The sequence below is a fragment of the Angustibacter luteus genome, assembly GCF_039541115.1.
In the GTDB taxonomy this organism is placed as follows: Bacteria; Actinomycetota; Actinomycetes; order Actinomycetales; family Angustibacteraceae; genus Angustibacter; species Angustibacter luteus.
This window is the reverse complement of sequence record NZ_BAABFP010000008.1, coordinates 199,110-215,774: the sequence shown is the minus strand read 5'-3', so window position 1 is coordinate 215,774 and position 16,665 is coordinate 199,110. Positions and strand designations below refer to the sequence as shown.

Sequence of the window (16,665 nt, the reverse complement as noted above, 5' to 3'; positions counted from 1 at the left end):
CCAACCGAATCTGTGGATAACTGGCAAGCCCCCCGGAGGACCCGGGGTTCAGCGCCGCAGCCGGGTAACGGCGCCCCAGACCAGCGTGACGAGGCCCATGGTCAGGGCGGGCACCCCGAGGTACAGGAACAGCTCGGCTGGCCAGTTCGTCGCATCGGGCCACCGCGCCCGCTGGGAGAGGAAGTACCCCAGCACGGGCGTCGCGAACGCCGTCGCAGTGGCGGCCATCAGGTGCCTTGCGTTGTCCAGCAGCAGCAGCTCCTCGTCCGGCGCGACACCGGCGCGCCCCGTGGTCGGACGCAGCACGCGGGCCAGCGAGTAGTACGCCGGCGGACCCAGCGTCGCGGCCACCCACGCCAGCCACCCGTACCAGAACGGGCCGAGGAACAGGACTGGCGCGAGGACCAGCGTGGCGCAGGCGAAGGTGCGCCGCGTCCCGCTGGCCAACGCCCACCCGTGCCGTGGCGCCCACCGGGTGATGGGCCATTTCCGAACGACCGGCCGAGGCAGCGGCGCGAGGCCGAGCACGTGGTCCTCCGCCACCGCGTCATCCACTGAGACTCATCCCGGGAAGATCGTGTCCCAGTCGTCAGCCATGCTGACCACGGTCCACCCCAGTCGACGTCCGACGTCCGTGATGGGCTCCGGCTCGGCGAACGTCTCGGCCGAGCTGACGTAGCTGAACTCGCGTTCGGCGTCGTCGTGGTTCACCAGCAGCGCCAGCGACGGGCCGTCGCCCGAGACCGCCCACTCGAGCATCTCGCGGTCCCCGCCGGAGTTGCCCGCGGCGAAGATCGGACGACGCCCCAGCTGGGTCTGGATGTTGCCGACCTTCGTGCTGCCCTCGTTGGCGCCACCGGTGACCCGGGCGGTGCGTCGCAGGCGAGGTGAGCCGCTCTCGGCGCGGCTGAACTCGTACTCGACCAAGGTCCCCACCACGGCCTCGGGTGGGACGCCGTACAGGTCCTCGCTGATCGCGCGCACGAACTCAGTGCCCCCACCGGTGACGACGGACACCGTGAAGTCCAACCGTCGCAGCTCCCCCATCAGCTCGAGCATCGGCTGGTAGACGTTGGTGCGCAGGGGGCGATGCAGCGTGGAGTGCATCGCGCTGTCCATGAACGCCTGAGCCCGGGACAGGAACTCGTGCGGTTCCAACCCCTCGAACAGGCCACCGAGCGCCAACGCGATGCGCTCCAGCCCGATCTCGCCGATGGCCGCTCGGTCACCGCTGAGCAGCGCGGCGAACTCCGGGACCTTCGCCACGCTCGGGTCCTGGCCGAGCCGGGACTTCAGGGCGTCGATGAAGAAGTCCAGCTGGGCATAGGTCGGCTTCTCGCACCACAGCGTGCCGTCGTTGTCGAAGCACGCCACGCGCTCGGCAACCGGAACTGCCGCGGCCGCGTCCAGGAAAGCCGTCACAGCGTCCCGGGTCACCCCGGGACGCCACGACGGCAGCTGCTCAGGCACTCCCGGCACCTGCCCTCAGCTTGTCCATCATCTGGTCGATGCTGAAGCTCGGCGGCGTCTGCCGCGCCGGGAACTCGACCAGCGTGCTCATCATCTGCCCGACGTACACCTGGGCCGGGATGAACAGGTAGATGTGGTCGAGAACCCAGTCGAAGTAGGTGTTCGAGGTGAGGTCCGCCCGTTCGTAGGGATCGGTGCGCAGGTTGAACAGCTTCGGCACTCGCAGCTCGGTGTAGGGCTCGATCCACACCTGCAGCGTGCCCGTGGCGCGCTGCTCGAGGAAGACGAACTTCCAGTTGTCGTAGCGCATGGCGGTCAGGTCGCCGTCGTCCGAGACGTAGAAGAAGTGCTTGCGCGCGCTGGTGTCGCTCGCGCCGGTGATGTAGTCGAGCTGGTTGTGCCCGTCCAGGTGCACCTTGTACGTCGTCCCGCTCAGGTCGGCTCCGACCTTGAGCCGATCGGCGACGTCCGTGTCGCCCGCGGCGGCCAGCAGCGTGACGAACCAGTCGTTGTGGCTGACGATGCCGTTCAGCACCGTCCCGGCCGGGATGTGCCCTGGCCAGCGGACCACCGCCGGCACCCGGAAGGCACCTTCCCAGTTGGAGTTCTTCTCGTTGCGGAACGGCGTCATCCCGGCGTCCGGCCACGAGTTCATGTGCGGTCCGTTGTCCGTGGAGTACATGACGATCGTGTCGTCGGCCAGCCCCTGCTCGTCCAGGAAGTCCAGCACCGAGCCGACCAGCTCGTCGTGGTCGACCATCGTGTCGTGGTACTCGGACTGCCAGCGTCCGGCCTTGCCGCGGCTGCCGTCCTTGATGTGCGTCCGGAAGTGCATGTGGGTCGTGTTCAGCCAGACGAAGAACGGGGTGTCGCTCGCCTTGGCGTCGGTCATGAACCGCAGGGCCTCGGGGACGATCTCGTCGTCGATGGTCTTCATCCGCTCCTTGGTCAGCGGCCCGGTGTCCTCGATGCGTTGCGTCCCATCGCCGTTGGCCCAGCTGTGCAGCACGCCGCGCGGGCCGAAGTTCTTCCGGAAGTCCGGGAACTCCTCCGGTGTCGGGTAGTCGTCGAGCTCGGGCTCCTCCTCGGCGTTCAGGTGGTACAGGTTGCCGAAGAACTCGTCGAAGCCGTGCATCGTGGGCAGGAACTCGTCGCGGTCACCGAAGTGGTTCTTGCCGAACTGGCCGGTCGCGTAGCCGCGCGCCTTCAGCGCGGTGGCGATGGTCGGGTCCTCGGCGCGCAGGCCGAGGTCTGCGCCGGGTAGGCCGACCTTGGTGAGCCCGGTGCGGTAGGGGTTCTGGCCCGTGATGAACGCCGCCCGACCCGCCGTGCAGCTCTGCTCGCCGTAGTAGTCGGTGAACCGCACCCCTTCGTCCGCGATGCGGTCGATGTTGGGTGTGCGGTAGCCCATGACTCCGTCGCTGTAGCAGCTCAGGTTGCTCTGGCCGATGTCGTCACCCCAGATGATCAGGATGTTCGGGGTATCAGGCACGCGCTCCTCCTTGGTTGGTTGCGAGATGTCTGCCGGACAGCGAGCCCGGCCCGCGCAACCGCGCGATGAGCCAGGCCAGCAGCCCCACCGGGATGGGGAACCAGAACGACGCGAGGCGGTAGAGCAGCGTGCCGACGACGGCCTGGTCCGACGGTACGCCCGCCAAGACCAGGAAGCCGGTCAGGCCGGCCTCGACGATGCCCACGCCGCCCGGGGTGATCGGGATCATGCCCAGCGCCATGGCGGCGACGTACGCGACGAGTACGAGGGACGGGCGCACCTGGGCTCCGACGGCGATGAGCGCCGCGACCAGGACCGCGTAGTCGGCCATCCGGCTGGCCGCCGCGCTGGTCAGCGCGCGGATCCATCGCTTGTCGAGCGCCGCCGCCACCTGGTCGCGCTCGGCGACCAGCCGCTTGGCGGTCCGGGCCGGCTGGGACTTGCGTCGCACGAGCGCCACGAGTCGGCCGACGAGGTAGAAGGCGCCACGGGCGAACCGGTCCCACTTCAGCAACGCGTAGCCGAGCCCGACGAGCAGCCCCGCCACGACCAGGCTGAACTCCAGCCCCAGCTGCAGGTCGTGCGCCAGCGGTGGCCCGAGGAAGGCGGCCGGGATCGCCAGCACCGGCAGCGCCAGCAGGACGCCCGTGGTGAGCAGCCCGCAGGCGGCCAGCGCCGTGGCCACCCGCCCGGTGTCCATCCCGGCGCGCACCAGCAGCCCGCCCTGGACGACGGCACCGGACGCCGCGCCGCCCGGGATCACCCGGGTGGCGGCGTTCCCGGCGAGCTGGGACAGCGCGACGTCCGTCCAGTTCTTCGTCGCCAGCGAGATCCGCAGCAGCAGCCACAGCAGGGCCATGCTCAGCGACTCCAGGACGACGATCGCCACGAACCAGTAGGGCTTCACGTCACCGAGCTCCGGCCAGGCGCCGAACACGGTGAGCAGGCTGGGCAGGACGATGTACAGGCTGACCCCGCAGACCAGCAGCGCAGCCGCCTGCTTGCCGAGCTGGTAGGCCAGGTGACGACGTCCGGACCGCTCGCTCATGCCACCGCTCAGACCACGTCGTGGGGGGCCGGCTGCCTCTCGGGCAGCTCGGTGCGGTGCCCGAGGTCCTCGAGCCAGCGCACGAGCTGACGGTGCAGCGTCGGCGCGCCGTGCAGGTGCTCGGCTTCGGTGAGCGGCCACTCCGCCGGGTGCACCAGCATCGCCCGGGTCTGCCAGCCGCCGAGGCCGCCGTGGCAGCCGACGAGCTCCTCGAACGCGGAGACCTCCATCGTCATGGGGTCGAAGGCGCTGCCGACGAACAGGTCGGCCGCGTTGCCGAACTCGGCCAGCCGCAACAGGTCCGGACCTGCGGTCGCGGGGAACGGGGCCAGCGGGTCCACGCCCTCGACGGTCCCGTCGACGAGCTGGCGCAGACCGTTCGCCCCCACCACGACAGGTCCGTGCGCCGCGCTCTGCACCAGCAGCCAGCCGACTCCTGGGTGGTTGGCGAGCGCGCCCACGAGGCCGGGGTGCAGCTCCTCCAGGTCCTCGAGCGTGAGCCGGCCGGGCTCGCGGGCGAACCAGACGAGGCCGAGGTTGCCGGAGCCGACCACGACGAGCTCGGGTCGCTGCTCGCTGTCCGAGGTGGCGGCCGCGACCTCGCGGTCGGCCGGGCCGAGGCCGACGTCGCCGTCCTGGGAACGCTTGGACAGGCTGCGCCGGGCGAAGTTCGCAGCGACCCCGGTCTGCTGGGTGAGGTCGGTGAGGAACGCGTTGACCGGGCCCCAGCCCTCGATCGAGGAGGTGACGGCGACCGTGTCCGTCGAGCCGACGAGGTCGGTCACGACGTCCTCCAGCGACTTCCCGTACTTCTGCAGGAACGTCGGCCCCTGGCTCTGGCCGTGGTCGGACAGCAGCACGAAGTGGTAGCGCCGGTTCACCTGGCTGGCCACCCGCTCCAGGCTGTTGAGCACCCGGTCCAGGCCGACGAGGGACGCGATCGACTCGGGGCGCAGCGGGCCGGCGTGGTGCGCGATCTCGTCGTAGTCCACGAAGTCGACGTAGACGGCGCGCCGGCCGAGCACCATCTGCTCGGCCACCAGCGCCATGTTCAGGTCGCGCAGCATGACGTTCGTCGCGGCCCGGAGCAGGACGTACGAGCCGTGCCGGTGGATCCGGGGCTCGATCCCACGCTTGCCCTGCAACCATCCCTGGTGCAGCTCCTTGACGATCTCCCCGATGGTGAGGAAGAAGGCCCGGGCGAAGCCGAACGGGTGCAGCACGAACGAGGCGTAGCTGCGTGACGGGCCGAGCCCGCGCTTGCCCTCGGACATGCCGGCCATCGAGAGCATGTTGATCTCCGCGTCACCGGAGAACAGGTTGCTGATCGAGCAGCCGTCGTCGGCGAGCAGGCCGAGACCGTTGCTGGCCCGGCTCTCGATCTCGGCTGCGTCGGCCGGCCGGTTCGCGACCAGCAACCGCCCGGAGTCCTTCTCGTACCAGCGGAACGCGGGCATGTTGTCGTTGTTGCCGTGCAGGATGCCGGCCTGGGAGATCGGGGTGGTGCAGGGGACGGCGGCGGTCCACTCGCGCATTGCGTGACTGCCCGAGCGCACCCAGCGGCTGATCGTGGGCATGTCGCCGGACGCGACGCCCAGCTGCAGCACCGGCCAGGGCATGCCGTCCAGCTGGACGAACACCACCCCGTCCAGCCCGTCCGCACCAGGAGTCGGCAAGGTGATGCCCTGGCGCTTCGCCCGCCACCGGGCGAACCAGCCCGGCTGCGCGGACCGCACGACGTGGGCCAGCAGGGCGGAGTCGTCGTCCACCAGCATCAGCCACGACCCCAGCGCCCCGAGGATCGCGTACAACCACGAGGCGAGCAGTGCCGAGCCGAAGTCGTCGACGTGGATGCCCGGCGACAGCTCCAGCCCGACCCAGACGATGAGGGCCTGGGCGAAGAAGCCGACGACCACGATGCCGAACCACGACATCGCCACGGCCAGTGCGGCCAGCACCGGGCGCAGGACGATGGTCGCGGCCGCGACGAGGACCACGGCGATCGCGATGTCCCAGCCGTCGTCCGCGCTGATCCCCGGCACGATCCGGATGATGATGGCGAGGATCGCCGTGCCGATCACCCAGGTGAGCAGGAAGCGGAAGAGCGAGCCGACGGTCCAGCGGATGGAGTGCAGCAGGGACCGGGCCAGCCGCCATCGGCCGGTGGTGGTCGAGGCTTGCTCGCCACCGGCAGCCGGTGCCGGCGCGGTCGTCATCGTGCTCAGCGTGGCACGGCCGGGCGCCGCGCATCTCGCCCGAGACGGGTGAGGCGATCACCGCTGCTGGCTGCCTAGCGTCGGCTGCGGACAGTCACTACCCCCACCCAGAGGAGCGTCGATGTCGGACACGATCACCACGGGACACCGGGTAGCGGCCGAGGCGTTCGGCACGTTCTGGCTCGTCCTCTGTGGCTGCGGTTCCGCCGTCCTCGCCGCCGGCGTGGTCAACGGCGACGGCGTCCACCTGGGCATCGGTTTCGCCGGGGTGTCCCTGGCCTTCGGGTTGACCGTGCTGACGATGGCCTACGCGGTGGGCCACCTGTCCGGCGGGCACTTCAACCCGGCCGTGACCATCGGCCTCGCGGTGGCGAAGCGCTTCGCCTGGAGGGACGTGCCCGTCTACGTCGTCACCCAGGTCGTGGCGGCGACCGCGGCAGCGACCGTGCTGCTGGTCATCGCCAACGGCCAGGAGGGCTTCAGCGCCAAGGCCAGCGGCTTCGCGGCCAACGGGTACGGCGACCACTCCCCGGGGGGCTACGCCTTGCTCGCCTGCGCGGTGGTGGAGGTCGTGTTCACCGCTGGTTTCGTCCTGGTCATCCTGGGTGCGACGGATACCCGGGCACCGCGCGGCTTCGCGCCGCTGGCGATCGGCCTCGCGCTGACCCTGATCCACCTCGTGACGATCCCGGTGACCAACACCTCGGTGAACCCTGCGCGGTCCACCGGCGTCGCGTTCTTCGCCGGCAGCTGGGCCCTCGGGCAGCTGTGGCTCTTCTGGGTGGCCCCGATCGTGGGAGCGCTGATCGCCGGCGCGATCTACGGACCGCTGCTCGGCAGTCGCGAGGCGCCGGCCAGCCTGCAGGAGGCATCGGAGGCCTGAGCGCCGCCCCCGGCTCAGACCCGCGGCATCCGGTGCGGGACGAGCTCGGCGCGCTGCGCCCACTCCGCTGACACCACGGCGGCCGCGACGACGCCGGCGCAGACCACGATCAGCCAGGTGAGCAGGGCGAACGTGACGCCGATGACGCCGTACCGCACGGAGTTCAGCGAGACGATGTGCGGCATCCAGGTGGCCGAGTAGATGCTCACCACCGCCTGCCCGGCCGCTGCGGTGATCGACCCCGGCACCAGCGCCCGGCGCGGCACCCGGCGGCTGAGCAGCAGGTACTGCACCTGCAGCCACAGGACGCTGGCGATGGCGAGGTGCATCAGGATGACGACGCCCTGGTGGCCGCGCAGCTCGCCCACGAGCCCGGACAGCCACGACAGGAACACGACCTGCCCGATCAGCAGCGCCAGCCCGAGCACGCTGTTCAGGGTGCCGACGATGCCGACCGGCGGCAGGTCCCACGCCGACTGGTACGTGCGCTGCACGTAGCGGGCGAGCGCCATCGTCGAGTAGAAGAGCACCACGAGACCGACGAGGGTCAGGGCGCTGGCGGCGTTGGCCGGCCGGGTGAACAGCACGCGCATCGCGCTCTCGCCGTTGCCGCTCAGGTGGAACCGCTCGACCATGCCGTCGGCCAGGGCGTCGTTGTCGGACGAGAAGCTGCTGATCACGATCAGCAGCGGGATCATCGCGGTGAACGCCTGCGAGGCCATCACCAGGATGCGGTCGCGGCCGTTGATCCGCACGAACCTCAGCAGGCAGCCCAGGACGAACGAGTCGGCCAGCCAGCGGGCCAGCGCACCGATCCGGTCCTGGCGCTGCGCGACCTTGTCGAGCGGCTTGGTCCACAGTGGCCGGTTGGCCTCCGGACGGCCAACCGTGGTGTCGAGCGGCTCGCTCACGCCGTGGACGGCGGCGCGCTCGGCGGCAGGGACCCGGAGCTGACGTCGTCGTCGGCGACGGGCGCGGCGAGGAGCTCGATGATGCCGATCAGGACGACGAGGACGATGGTCAGCACGATCGTGAACCCGGCCGACGGGTGGTCCTTCACGACGTAGACCAACGCGCACAACCCCACGACCGCCAACCGAAGCGGGGTCCGGAAGCGGCCGACGAACCGGCCGACCGGGCCGGCGTCGATCCCGTGCCGCGCACCGCCCTCACGCAGCGCCGCCGCTCCGCGGGACGGTCCGCTGCGGGTCGCCACCGCGGGCGCCGAGGAGCCGGTGGCCCACGCCGCGGCCGCGATGATCAGGAACAGCACCAGCACCGCGCGCAGGTTGGTCCGGATCGTGCTGGTGATCGTGTCGAAGATGTCGCCTCCGGCGTCCTGCGGGATGGCCGACGGCAGCGCGTCCAGGTAGTAGGGGCGGGCCAGGTTCAGCCCGGCCCCCAGCACGAGCATGCTCACCGCGATGCACAGCGCGCCCACCATCAGGGTGCGCCGGTGGTGCCGCGAGATCGCCACGGCTGCGATCAGGCACAGGATGCCCAGCACCGGCAGCGCAGTGGCCAGGGTGTCGAGCAACGAGAACACCCGCTGCGCCCGGCTGATGTCCGCGCCCTCCAGCACCACGAACGACGCGTTCACCGTGGGCAGCTTGTCGACGATCGAGAAGCCCTGGGCGGACAGGCTGGCCTTCACCGCGTCGATCACCCCGGCGAGGTTCACCGAGACGTTGTCGTCCTGGACGGTGACGGCTCCGCTCTGGTCGCCGGTCAGGACGGCGACCAGCTGGGCGTGCGCCTCGCGGTTCGCGGCCGTCCAGGCGTCCTGGAACTGTTGGGTCGCAACGATCTTGGCCACCTGGTCGTGCACGAAGCTCTCGACACCGTTGGACAGCGGGCCGCTCAGCGCGGTGAGGGCGGTGGCGATGTTCGGCGGCAGTCCCTGCGCCTCCAGCGCCTGCACGGCCTGGCTGGTGATCGCCTTGACGTCCAGCCGGGTGAAGATCGCGTTCGTCACCTGGTCGGTGATGGCGGCCTGGACCGAGGGTTCGGAGGCGAGCGGTGCCACCGTCTGCACGTAGGTGTCGGTGTCGCCGAGCTCGTGGCTGGTCCAGCGTGCCACCACGGCGGCCGGGGCGCAGACCGTCGCGATGATCAGCAGCACCACGACGACCGGAGGGCGCCACCAGCCGGACAGCCGGCCCGGTCGAGGCGGTACGGCGATCGGCGTGGTCTGGTCGAGCCCCGCGGGTCGCTCGTCCAGCTGGCGCTGCAGGTCCTGGACCTGCTGCTGCAGGCGTGCGACCTCTGCGTCTTTCGGGCCGGCCGCAGGCTTGCCGTCGTCGCTCATGCCGCCGGTCCCGAGCTCGCGACGCGCCCATGGTGGCTGGGTGGCAGCTGACGGATCTCGATGATCTCGACGCCGAGCCGGTCGAGGTGGTTGATCACCCCTTGCAGTGCGCACTGGTCGGGCAGCTCACCGGACAGCATGGTGTGCACCGGGACCTGCCGACGCGACAGGCCGGGGAAGGCGCTCATCAGGTCGTCGGACAGCGGACCCGCCACGCTGATCACGTACTCGCTCATGCGATGCCTCCGCGTCCGGTCCGCCGTCACCGACGACGATCCGACGCGCGGGTCACCTGCGCATCACCCGTGTCGGGGGAGGTCCCAGCTCTCGCCGGGCGCCAGCCCCACGACGGTGCACCCGGCGTACGCCTCCCGGGCCAGGGCCGCGAAGCCGGCGGCCGCGTGGGCCCGGCGGGCCGCCCGCCACCGCCAGAGGACGGGGATGCGCAGGTCGCCGTAGTGGATCGGCACCACGTAGCTCGGGTGCAGCAACCCGATGGCCTGCGCCGCCTCTTCGGGGTCCATGTGCCCCTCCGCCAGGGTCAAACCCCACCCGCCGATGGGCAGCAGCGCCAGGTCGAGCGGGCCGAGCCGGCGCATCCCGTCGAACGACTCGGTGTCACCGGCGAAGTAGACGCGGTCGCTGCCGGCGATGACGAAGCCGAGCGGGTCGGACTGCAGCTGGCCCTTGCCCCGCCGCGGGTCGTGGTCGGCGTAGGTGGCGCTGACCTGCAGCGCGCCGACGTCCACCTGGGCACCCGGCCGCACCCCGCGCACGGTGTGCCCGGTGCGTCGACGGACCAGGTCGGCACCTCCCTCTGGCACCACCAGCGTGACCCCGCGCGGCAGCCGGCGCAGCGACTGCAGGTCCAGGTGGTCGCGGTGCAGGTGCGAGATGAGGACGGCGTCGACCCGGCCCAGGGTGGCGACGTCCGGTACCGGGCCGGTGTTGTGCAGCGGCCCGATCCGGGTGCGCAGCAACGGGTCCATCAGGATCGTCGTGCCGTCCATGGTCAGCGCCACGAACGCGTGACCCCACCAGGTGACCGTCGTCGGCTCCGCTGGGTCCACCCGATCAGTGTGGCAGGCCGCCCGGTAACCTCGCCCCATGCTGCGGCCGATGCTGTTGGGCAAGATCCACCGAGCGACCGTGACGGATGCGGACCTGCACTACGTGGGCTCGCTGACCCTGGACCTCGACCTGATGGACGCGGCCGGGCTGCTGCCCGGCCAGCAGGTGGACGTCGTCGACGTCACCAACGGCGCCCGGCTGACCACGTACGTGATCGAGGGCGAGCGCGGCAGCGGCGTGGTCTGCGTGAACGGCGCGGCCGCGCACCTCGTGCACCGCGGCGACGTCGTGATCGTCATCGCCTACGGGCTGCTGGAGGACGCGCAGGCCCGCGGGCGCCGTCCGGACGTGGTGTTCGTGGACGCCGAGAACCGGGTCGTGGACGTCGGTGCGGACCCGGCCGCGGTGCCCGCCGGCCACGGCCTGATCACCTCGGGCCTGCTTGGCTAGGAGTCCGGCCCGCGCTCGACGATCTCCCGGGCGATCGACGACAGCTTGCGGTTCATCAGCGAGGATGCCTTGCGCAGCGTCGCGAACGCCTCGTCGGCGGTGAGCCCGTGCGCCGCCATCAGCAGTCCGATCGCGGTGCCGATCTCACGGTTGCTGGAGATGCCCTCGGCCATCGTGGTCGCCTGCTCGTGGTGCGCGGAGGCGCCCATCGCCACGGACGCGAACGCGGCCAGGATGGCGCCGGTGTCGCCGGAGTCGGCGGTCAGGGCGCCGGCGGTGTTGGAGAACAGGTTCAGCGCCCCGCTCTTGCGGCCGTCGACCAGCAGCCGGAAGCCCGCCATGCCCCGGACCGGGGTCTCCGCCAGCACCCGGGCCGCGAGGGACGGCCACTGCGAGGCGGTCGCGATGTCGGAGTCCAGCTGGTACGCGTCGTTCTCGATGGCGTCCACGCACGGCCCGTCCTCGACCTCGCGCTCCATGGCGTCGATCTTCGCCCCGATCTCGTCGGAGGCGGCGATCGTGCGGTAGCCCTTGCTCTCCTTGACCATGATGCTGGCGTGGTCGCAGCCCTCGACGAGCTGCGGCGCAGCGTCGACGATGGCCCGGCAGACGTCATCCATCCCTGGGCTGGAGTGCACGATTCGGGCGAGGTCCGCGAAGCTCGTCGCGATCTCGCCGCTGCCCTCGGGGTCGAGCCCCTGGTAGCGCTGCTGCTGCTCGTCGTGCTCGGTCACGGGGCCAGTGTGCACCGTGCGGCGGGTGCTGTGTCACCCGCTTCTCGCTAGCGTCCCTCCCGTGGACGGTCTGCCGGACGACGGGCGCGGCCTCTCGCCGCGTCAACGCGTCGAGCTGGCCGAGCAGCAGCTGGGGGCCCCCGTGGTGCTCCGCTGGTGCGCGGGACTGCTGACCGGGGACGTCGCCTACGACGACCCGGCGCAGCCGCCCCTGACCTGGCTGGGCGGTCCGCACGCCACCTGGCTGCTCGGCCAGCCCGCTCGGGTCGCCGACGACCAGGAGTACTGGGCCCGCACCTGGGCGGCCCGCGCCCTGCTGCACGCCTGGGACGACGCGGTCCTCGAGCTGGTGCCGGCGGTCGTCTGCGCGCTGGCCGACCCGGCCTGGCGGGTGCGCGAGATGGCCGCCAAGGTCGTGGCCCGCCGCGAGCTCGGGCAGGCCGGCGAGGCACTGCTCCCGCTGGTCGAGGACGACGTGCCGCGGGTGCGGGCGGCCGCCGTCCGCGCGCTGGGGCTGGTCGGCGAGGTCGAGGCGCTGGACGCCGCCCGGGACGCCCAGGACGACCAGGACCCGGCCGTGCACCGGGCCGCCGAGCTCGCGGTGCGCCGGCTGCAGGAGCGGCTGGACCGGTGGTGAGCGTTAGGGTCGGCGGGTGCGAGAGCCCCAGGTGACCCCGATCCCCGGCCTGCCCGAGCGCGTCAGCATCTACGAGGTCGGCGCCCGCGACGGCCTGCAGAACGAGTCCGAGGTCGTCCCGGTCGAGGTCAAGGCCGAGCTGGTCCGCCGGCTGGTGGCCAGCGGGCTGCGCGCGGTCGAGCTGACCAGCTTCGTGCACCCCAGGTGGGTGCCGCAGCTGGCGGACGCCGAGCAGCTGCTGGACCTGCTCGGCCCGCTGTCCACCGGCGAGCTGGCCGGGGTGCGGGCCCCGGTGCTCGTGCCCAATGCGCGCGGGCTCGAGCGGGCGCTGGCCCGCGACGTCCCCGAGCTGGCCGTGTTCGTCAGCGCCACCGAGTCCTTCGCGCGCAAGAACCTGAACGCCTCCCGGGACGAGGCGCTCGCCATGTCCGGCCAGGTCGTCGAGGGTGCGCTGGCCGCCGGCCGCTCCGTCCGCGGGTACGTGTCGATGTGCTTCGGCGACCCGTGGGAGGGGGACGTCGACGCCGCCGCGGTGGTGGACGTCGTCCTCGCGCTGCGCGAGCAGGGCTGCCACGAGATCTCGCTCGGCGACACGATCGGGGTGGCCACTCCCGGTCAGGTCGTGCGGCTGCTGGACGGCCTGGCGGCCGCCGGGGTGCCGCGCGAGGCCCTGGCCGTGCACTTCCACGACACCTACGGCCAGGCGCTGTCCAACACCTTGATCGCGCTGCAACAGGGCATCACGACGGTGGACTCCTCGGCGGGTGGGCTCGGTGGGTGCCCGTTCGCCATGTCCGCGACCGGGAACCTGGCCACCGAGGACCTCGTGTGGCAGCTGCACGGCCTGGGCATCGAGACCGGCGTCGACCTGCCGAAGCTCGTCGCGACCAGCGTCTGGCTGGCCGGGCTGATGGGCCGCCCGAGCCCGTCGAACGCCGTCCGCGCCCTGGGCTGACCGCGTTCAGCTGTCCCGGTCCACCAGCGGTAGCGGCTCGGCCGTCGGCCGCTTCGGCTGCACGGTGTCGCCGGAGGACTGCCGGCGCAGCCGGCGACCCACCCAGGGGCCGACGTACTGGCGCAGCCACTGGGCGTCCTCGCGCAGGGCGGTGCGCCGGTCCCGGGCCTGGGCCGGCGGCAGCGGGATGGCCCAGCTCCCGTCGCCGGCCAGCCCCAGCACCTCGGCGGCGTGCAGTGCCACCCGCTGGTGGCCCTCACTGGTCAGGTGGATCCGGTCGGGAGCCCACAACCGCCTGTCCTGCAACGCCTTCATGCCCCACAGGTCCAGCACGTACGTCTGGTGCCGGCGGGCGATCGTCCAGATCGCGGCGGCGAACACCGCGGCCTTGCCGCGGGTCAGGTTGATCAGCGGGGACTGCACCGGGTCGACCGGGGTGGCCAGCAGGACGTCGGCCCCGCTGACCCGCAGGTCGACCACCGCGGCCTCGAGCCGGGCCGCGAGCCGGTCCGGGTCACTGCCCGGACGCAGCACGTCGTTGCCGCCGCCCACCAGGCTCACCAGGTCGGCGCCCAGCTCGATCGCCGCCGGGACCTGCTCCTGCACGATCTGGCCGAGCAGCCGGCCACGGACGGCGAGGTTCGCGTACCGCAGCGGCTCGATGGCGCCGCCGGTCGGGTCCGCGGCCGCGCGCCCGCCGGCCAGCTGGTGGGCCAGCCGGTCCGCCCAGCCCCGGTACGCGCCGTCCTCGCCGACGTCCTCCATCCCCTCGGTGAAGGAGTCGCCGACCGCGACGTAGCGCGTCCACGGCGGGGCCTGCGTGGTTTGCTCTTCGGTTCGTTCGTCCACCCGCTCATCGTGCAGCATGGGGCCATGACCGAGCCCACCGGACGCGGGTCGGGCCAGCCGCACCAGCCGGGCCTGGCCTGGCAGCGCTGGCTGCGCTCGGAGGAGCCGACGGGTCCGGTGCCGCTGGTGGACCGGTTGCGCGGCACGCCGTTCCGCGACCCGAGCCGGATGGGCGCCCCGCAGGAGGAGCAGGCCCGCGAGGTCATCGAGTTCGGCCTGCGGCTGGGGGACCTGCTGCTGCGCAGCGGTTCCGGCACCCGGGACGTCGAGGCCGCCCTGATCGCGGTGACCGCGGCGATGGGTCTGACGGACGTCGAGGTGGACATCACCGCCCAGTCGATCCTGCTGCAGCACGCGCCGGCCGGCGGGCGTCCGGTGAACCTGCTGCGGGTGGCCCGGACGCAGAGCCGCGACCACGCCCGGCTCGCCGACGCCTACCGGCTCGTCTCGGACCTGGTCGCCGGCCGCTGCTCGCGCGAGGAGGCCGACCGGCGGCTGACCGAGATCGAGACCAGGCCCAAGCCGTGGCCGCGGTGGGTGGTGTCGGTCGCCTACGGCCTGCTGGCCGCCGCGGTCTGCGCGCTGGTCGGCGGTGGTGCCCGGGCCACGGCGCTGGCGTTCGTGGCCAGCGTCGCAGTCGACCGGCTCGGTCGCTACCTCGGCCGCCGCCGGTTGGTGCCGTTCTTCATCACGTTCGTCGGCGCCGCGATCGCCGCCGTCGTCACGGTGCTGGCGGCCGAGCTCGAGCTGATCGGCCCGCGCGACGCCGGCGCGGTGATCGCCGGCGGCATCGTCGTCCTGCTGCCCGGGCGGCTGCTCGTCGCGGCCGTCGAGGACGCGATCTTCGGTTTCTCGGTCACCGCGTCCGGCCGGGTGCTCCAGGTGCTGCTGACCGGCGCCGCGATCATCTCGGGCACCGCCATCGGCCTCGGGCTGGCGCAGCGGCTCGACCTCGACCTGGTGGTCGACCTGACCGGGACGACCGCGGTGGACGTCGTCCGCGGCCTGGTCTGCGCGGCCGTCGCCTCGCTGGCCACCGCAGTGGCCTACCGCAGCCCGCGCCGGCTGGTCCTGCCGCCGGTGCTGATCGGCGTCATCGGTTACGCGATCTACGGGCTGCTGCGGGTCAGCGACCTGGCCGGGCCGACCGCCGCGACGGCCGCGGCCGCCGTCGTCGTCGGGCTGCTGGCCCGGCTGCTCGCCGCACGGATGACGGCGCCCGCGCTGGTGCTCTCGGTGCCTGCGCTGTCCACGCTGCTGCCCGGCCTGGCGATCTTCCGGGCGATGAGCCTGCTGTCCAGCGACCCGCAGGCCGGCATCGGGCAGCTGTTCCTGGCGATGGCGACTGCCCTCGCGATCGGCGCGGGCGTGGCCCTCGGCGACGTCCTCGCCGCGCCCGCCGACCGCTGGTGGCTCAGGCGAGCCGCAGCCAGGCCGTCACCGTGATGCCGACCTGACGGCCGATCATCAGCCGGGGCGCCTTCAAGCCCAGGTCGCGCCGGTCCAGGACCGCCGTCGCCTCGACCGGCACGCGGCCGTCCGGACCCGGCTCGCCCGGCAGCGTCCCGTGTAGGGTCAGCGGGCAGCTCGTGCCGCGAGCCGCGATCGTGCCCTGCGCCGTCCAGCCGTCGTGCTGGGTGCTGATCCGGTCGCTGACGAACGTCAGGGTCGGGTGCGCGTCCAGGTCGAGGAAGCGCGGCTTGCGCAGGTCCTTCTCGCGGCGCGCGTTGCCCGTGTCGAGGGCCGCCAGGTCCAGCTCGGCCACCAGCCGCCGCGGGGCGCCGGACGCGTCGACCTCGACCTCGCCCGAGCGCACCGGGACGGTCCCCGCGACGGTCTTGCCGAGGTTCGCGACGGTGAAGCCGGCCCGGCTGTCGGCCGCCTGCACCTGCCAGGTGCCGGTCTGCAGCGGCGTGGCTGTCGACGCGCTCATCGCGCACCTGCCACGGCCGGCAGCTCGCACCGCTCGACGCTGAGCACCGCCATCCGGTCCGGTCCGGACAGCAGGGCCGGGTCCTCGCCGGGCAGCAGCTCGGTCGACATCGCCACGTCCTGGATGGCGGCCGGCACGTCCGGCGACGTCACCAACGAGACGGTCAGGTAGCCCAGGTCGTCCGCCCGCAGCACCCAGGTGCGCACCACACCGGGCACCTGCTGGACCGCCGGGGCGATCCGGCTGCCCGCGACCTGGTCGGCGGCGGCCTGGGCCGCGCTGCGCGGCCCGTCGAACCACAGCACCATCGCGTGCGTCGGCGGCTCAGCGACCGCCATCCCCTCGTGGGAGTCCACCACCACGTAGCCGGCCCCCGAGGTCTCCCAGAAGGCGAGCACCTGGTCGAGGACCCCGTCCGCGGAACGCAGCACGACGTGGCCGGACGGCGGGCCGCCCGGGCGCAGGGTGTCCGGTCCCGGGGGCTGGTGGGTGAAAGGGTGCAACGACGCGTACACGGCTACCTCCTCGGTCGGTGCCGGCTGGTCGCCGGCGACGAGGACGACGATCCGCGCCGCCGCCGCCCGGTCCATCCGTGCCAGTACGCAGCGCGCCACTGAAT

18 protein-coding genes are annotated in these 16,665 nt (G+C 72.3%); 5 read left to right on the top strand and 13 right to left on the bottom strand.

The genetic code is table 11. From position 1 onward, the window contains the following. Positions 1–48 precede the first annotated feature (48 nt). The 5 genes from ABEB17_RS18075 to ABEB17_RS18055 form a co-directional block, all read right to left on the bottom strand. Entirely contained in the window at positions 49–447 is a 399-nt protein-coding gene (locus ABEB17_RS18075) for a hypothetical protein (RefSeq protein ID WP_345718144.1), read from the bottom strand. A gap of 114 nt (positions 448–561) precedes the next feature. After that, positions 562–1,470: an HAD family hydrolase gene (locus ABEB17_RS18070; protein WP_345718143.1), complete on the bottom strand. Its 909-nt coding sequence runs from the start codon at positions 1,468–1,470 to the stop codon at positions 562–564. Next, positions 1,463–2,962: an arylsulfatase gene (locus tag ABEB17_RS18065; protein ID WP_345718142.1), complete on the bottom strand. Its 1,500-nt coding sequence runs from the start codon at positions 2,960–2,962 to the stop codon at positions 1,463–1,465. Before ABEB17_RS18065 ends, ABEB17_RS18070 begins: the two co-directional genes overlap by 8 nt. Next, positions 2,955–4,010 (bottom strand): lysylphosphatidylglycerol synthase transmembrane domain-containing protein, encoded by a 1,056-nt coding sequence (locus ABEB17_RS18060; RefSeq protein WP_345718141.1) that lies wholly within the window; start codon positions 4,008–4,010, stop codon positions 2,955–2,957. The genes ABEB17_RS18065 and ABEB17_RS18060 overlap by 8 nt, the downstream gene beginning before the upstream one ends. Positions 4,011–4,018: 8 nt before the next feature. Then, positions 4,019–6,226 (bottom strand): phage holin family protein, encoded by a 2,208-nt coding sequence (locus ABEB17_RS18055; protein WP_345718140.1) that lies wholly within the window; start codon positions 6,224–6,226, stop codon positions 4,019–4,021. 121 nt (positions 6,227–6,347) lie between these two features. On the opposite strand from ABEB17_RS18055, the gene aqpZ reads away from it, so the two are divergent. After that, positions 6,348–7,109 (top strand): aquaporin Z, encoded by a 762-nt coding sequence (gene aqpZ / locus ABEB17_RS18050; protein ID WP_345718139.1) that lies wholly within the window; start codon positions 6,348–6,350, stop codon positions 7,107–7,109. A 14-nt stretch (positions 7,110–7,123) separates the two neighbouring features. Here the strand turns inward: aqpZ and ABEB17_RS18045 are convergent, their stop codons facing one another. The 4 genes from ABEB17_RS18045 to ABEB17_RS18030 form a co-directional block, all read right to left on the bottom strand. After that, a complete protein-coding gene (locus ABEB17_RS18045) occupies positions 7,124–8,020 on the bottom strand; it encodes a YhjD/YihY/BrkB family envelope integrity protein (protein ID WP_345718138.1) in 897 nt (298 codons plus the stop codon). Further along, positions 8,017–9,417 carry a hypothetical protein gene (locus ABEB17_RS18040; RefSeq protein WP_345718137.1) on the bottom strand — a complete coding sequence of 467 codons (1,401 nt, stop codon included), beginning with the start codon at positions 9,415–9,417 and terminating at the stop codon, positions 8,017–8,019. Before ABEB17_RS18040 ends, ABEB17_RS18045 begins: the two co-directional genes overlap by 4 nt. After that, complete coding sequence (locus tag ABEB17_RS18035) at positions 9,414–9,653, bottom strand: hypothetical protein (RefSeq protein ID WP_345718136.1); 240 nt, start codon at positions 9,651–9,653, stop codon at positions 9,414–9,416. The genes ABEB17_RS18040 and ABEB17_RS18035 overlap by 4 nt, the downstream gene beginning before the upstream one ends. 63 nt (positions 9,654–9,716) lie before the next feature. Further along, complete coding sequence (locus tag ABEB17_RS18030; protein WP_345718135.1) at positions 9,717–10,487, bottom strand: MBL fold metallo-hydrolase; 771 nt, start codon at positions 10,485–10,487, stop codon at positions 9,717–9,719. 37 nt (positions 10,488–10,524) lie between these two features. On the opposite strand from ABEB17_RS18030, the gene panD reads away from it, so the two are divergent. Further along, entirely contained in the window at positions 10,525–10,938 is a 414-nt protein-coding gene (panD, locus tag ABEB17_RS18025) for an aspartate 1-decarboxylase (protein ID WP_345718134.1), read from the top strand. Here the strand turns inward: panD and ABEB17_RS18020 are convergent. Further along, positions 10,935–11,672 carry a GAF and ANTAR domain-containing protein gene (locus ABEB17_RS18020; protein ID WP_345718133.1) on the bottom strand — a complete coding sequence of 246 codons (738 nt, stop codon included), beginning with the start codon at positions 11,670–11,672 and terminating at the stop codon, positions 10,935–10,937. The genes panD and ABEB17_RS18020 overlap by 4 nt on opposite strands. A 61-nt stretch (positions 11,673–11,733) precedes the next feature. On the opposite strand from ABEB17_RS18020, the gene ABEB17_RS18015 reads away from it, so the two are divergent. Together ABEB17_RS18015 and ABEB17_RS18010 are read left to right on the top strand one after the other, a co-directional pair. Next, positions 11,734–12,309 (top strand): HEAT repeat domain-containing protein, encoded by a 576-nt coding sequence (locus tag ABEB17_RS18015; RefSeq protein ID WP_345718132.1) that lies wholly within the window; start codon positions 11,734–11,736, stop codon positions 12,307–12,309. 16 nt (positions 12,310–12,325) lie between these two features. Then, the gene (locus ABEB17_RS18010; RefSeq protein WP_345718131.1) at positions 12,326–13,264 is read left to right on the top strand and encodes a hydroxymethylglutaryl-CoA lyase; all 939 of its coding nucleotides are present in this window, start codon (positions 12,326–12,328) and stop codon (positions 13,262–13,264) included. Between the two features lie 6 nt (positions 13,265–13,270). Here the strand turns inward: ABEB17_RS18010 and ABEB17_RS18005 are convergent, their stop codons facing one another. Next, complete coding sequence (locus ABEB17_RS18005) at positions 13,271–14,113, bottom strand: SGNH/GDSL hydrolase family protein (protein ID WP_345718130.1); 843 nt, start codon at positions 14,111–14,113, stop codon at positions 13,271–13,273. 24 nt (positions 14,114–14,137) lie between these two features. Here ABEB17_RS18005 and ABEB17_RS18000 point away from each other — a divergent pair, with 24 nt between their 5' ends. Continuing rightward, on the top strand, positions 14,138–15,559 hold the full coding sequence (locus ABEB17_RS18000; protein ID WP_345718129.1) for a threonine/serine exporter family protein: 1,422 nt from the start codon (positions 14,138–14,140) through the stop codon (positions 15,557–15,559). On the opposite strand, the gene ABEB17_RS17995 is transcribed toward ABEB17_RS18000, so the two are convergent. Beyond that, complete coding sequence (locus ABEB17_RS17995; RefSeq protein WP_345718128.1) at positions 15,528–16,046, bottom strand: YceI family protein; 519 nt, start codon at positions 16,044–16,046, stop codon at positions 15,528–15,530. The two genes, ABEB17_RS18000 and ABEB17_RS17995, sit on opposite strands and share 32 nt — an antisense overlap. After that, a complete protein-coding gene (locus tag ABEB17_RS17990) occupies positions 16,043–16,636 on the bottom strand; it encodes a hypothetical protein (RefSeq protein ID WP_345718127.1) in 594 nt (197 codons plus the stop codon). The genes ABEB17_RS17995 and ABEB17_RS17990 overlap by 4 nt, the downstream gene beginning before the upstream one ends. Positions 16,637–16,665: the final 29 nt, after the last annotated feature.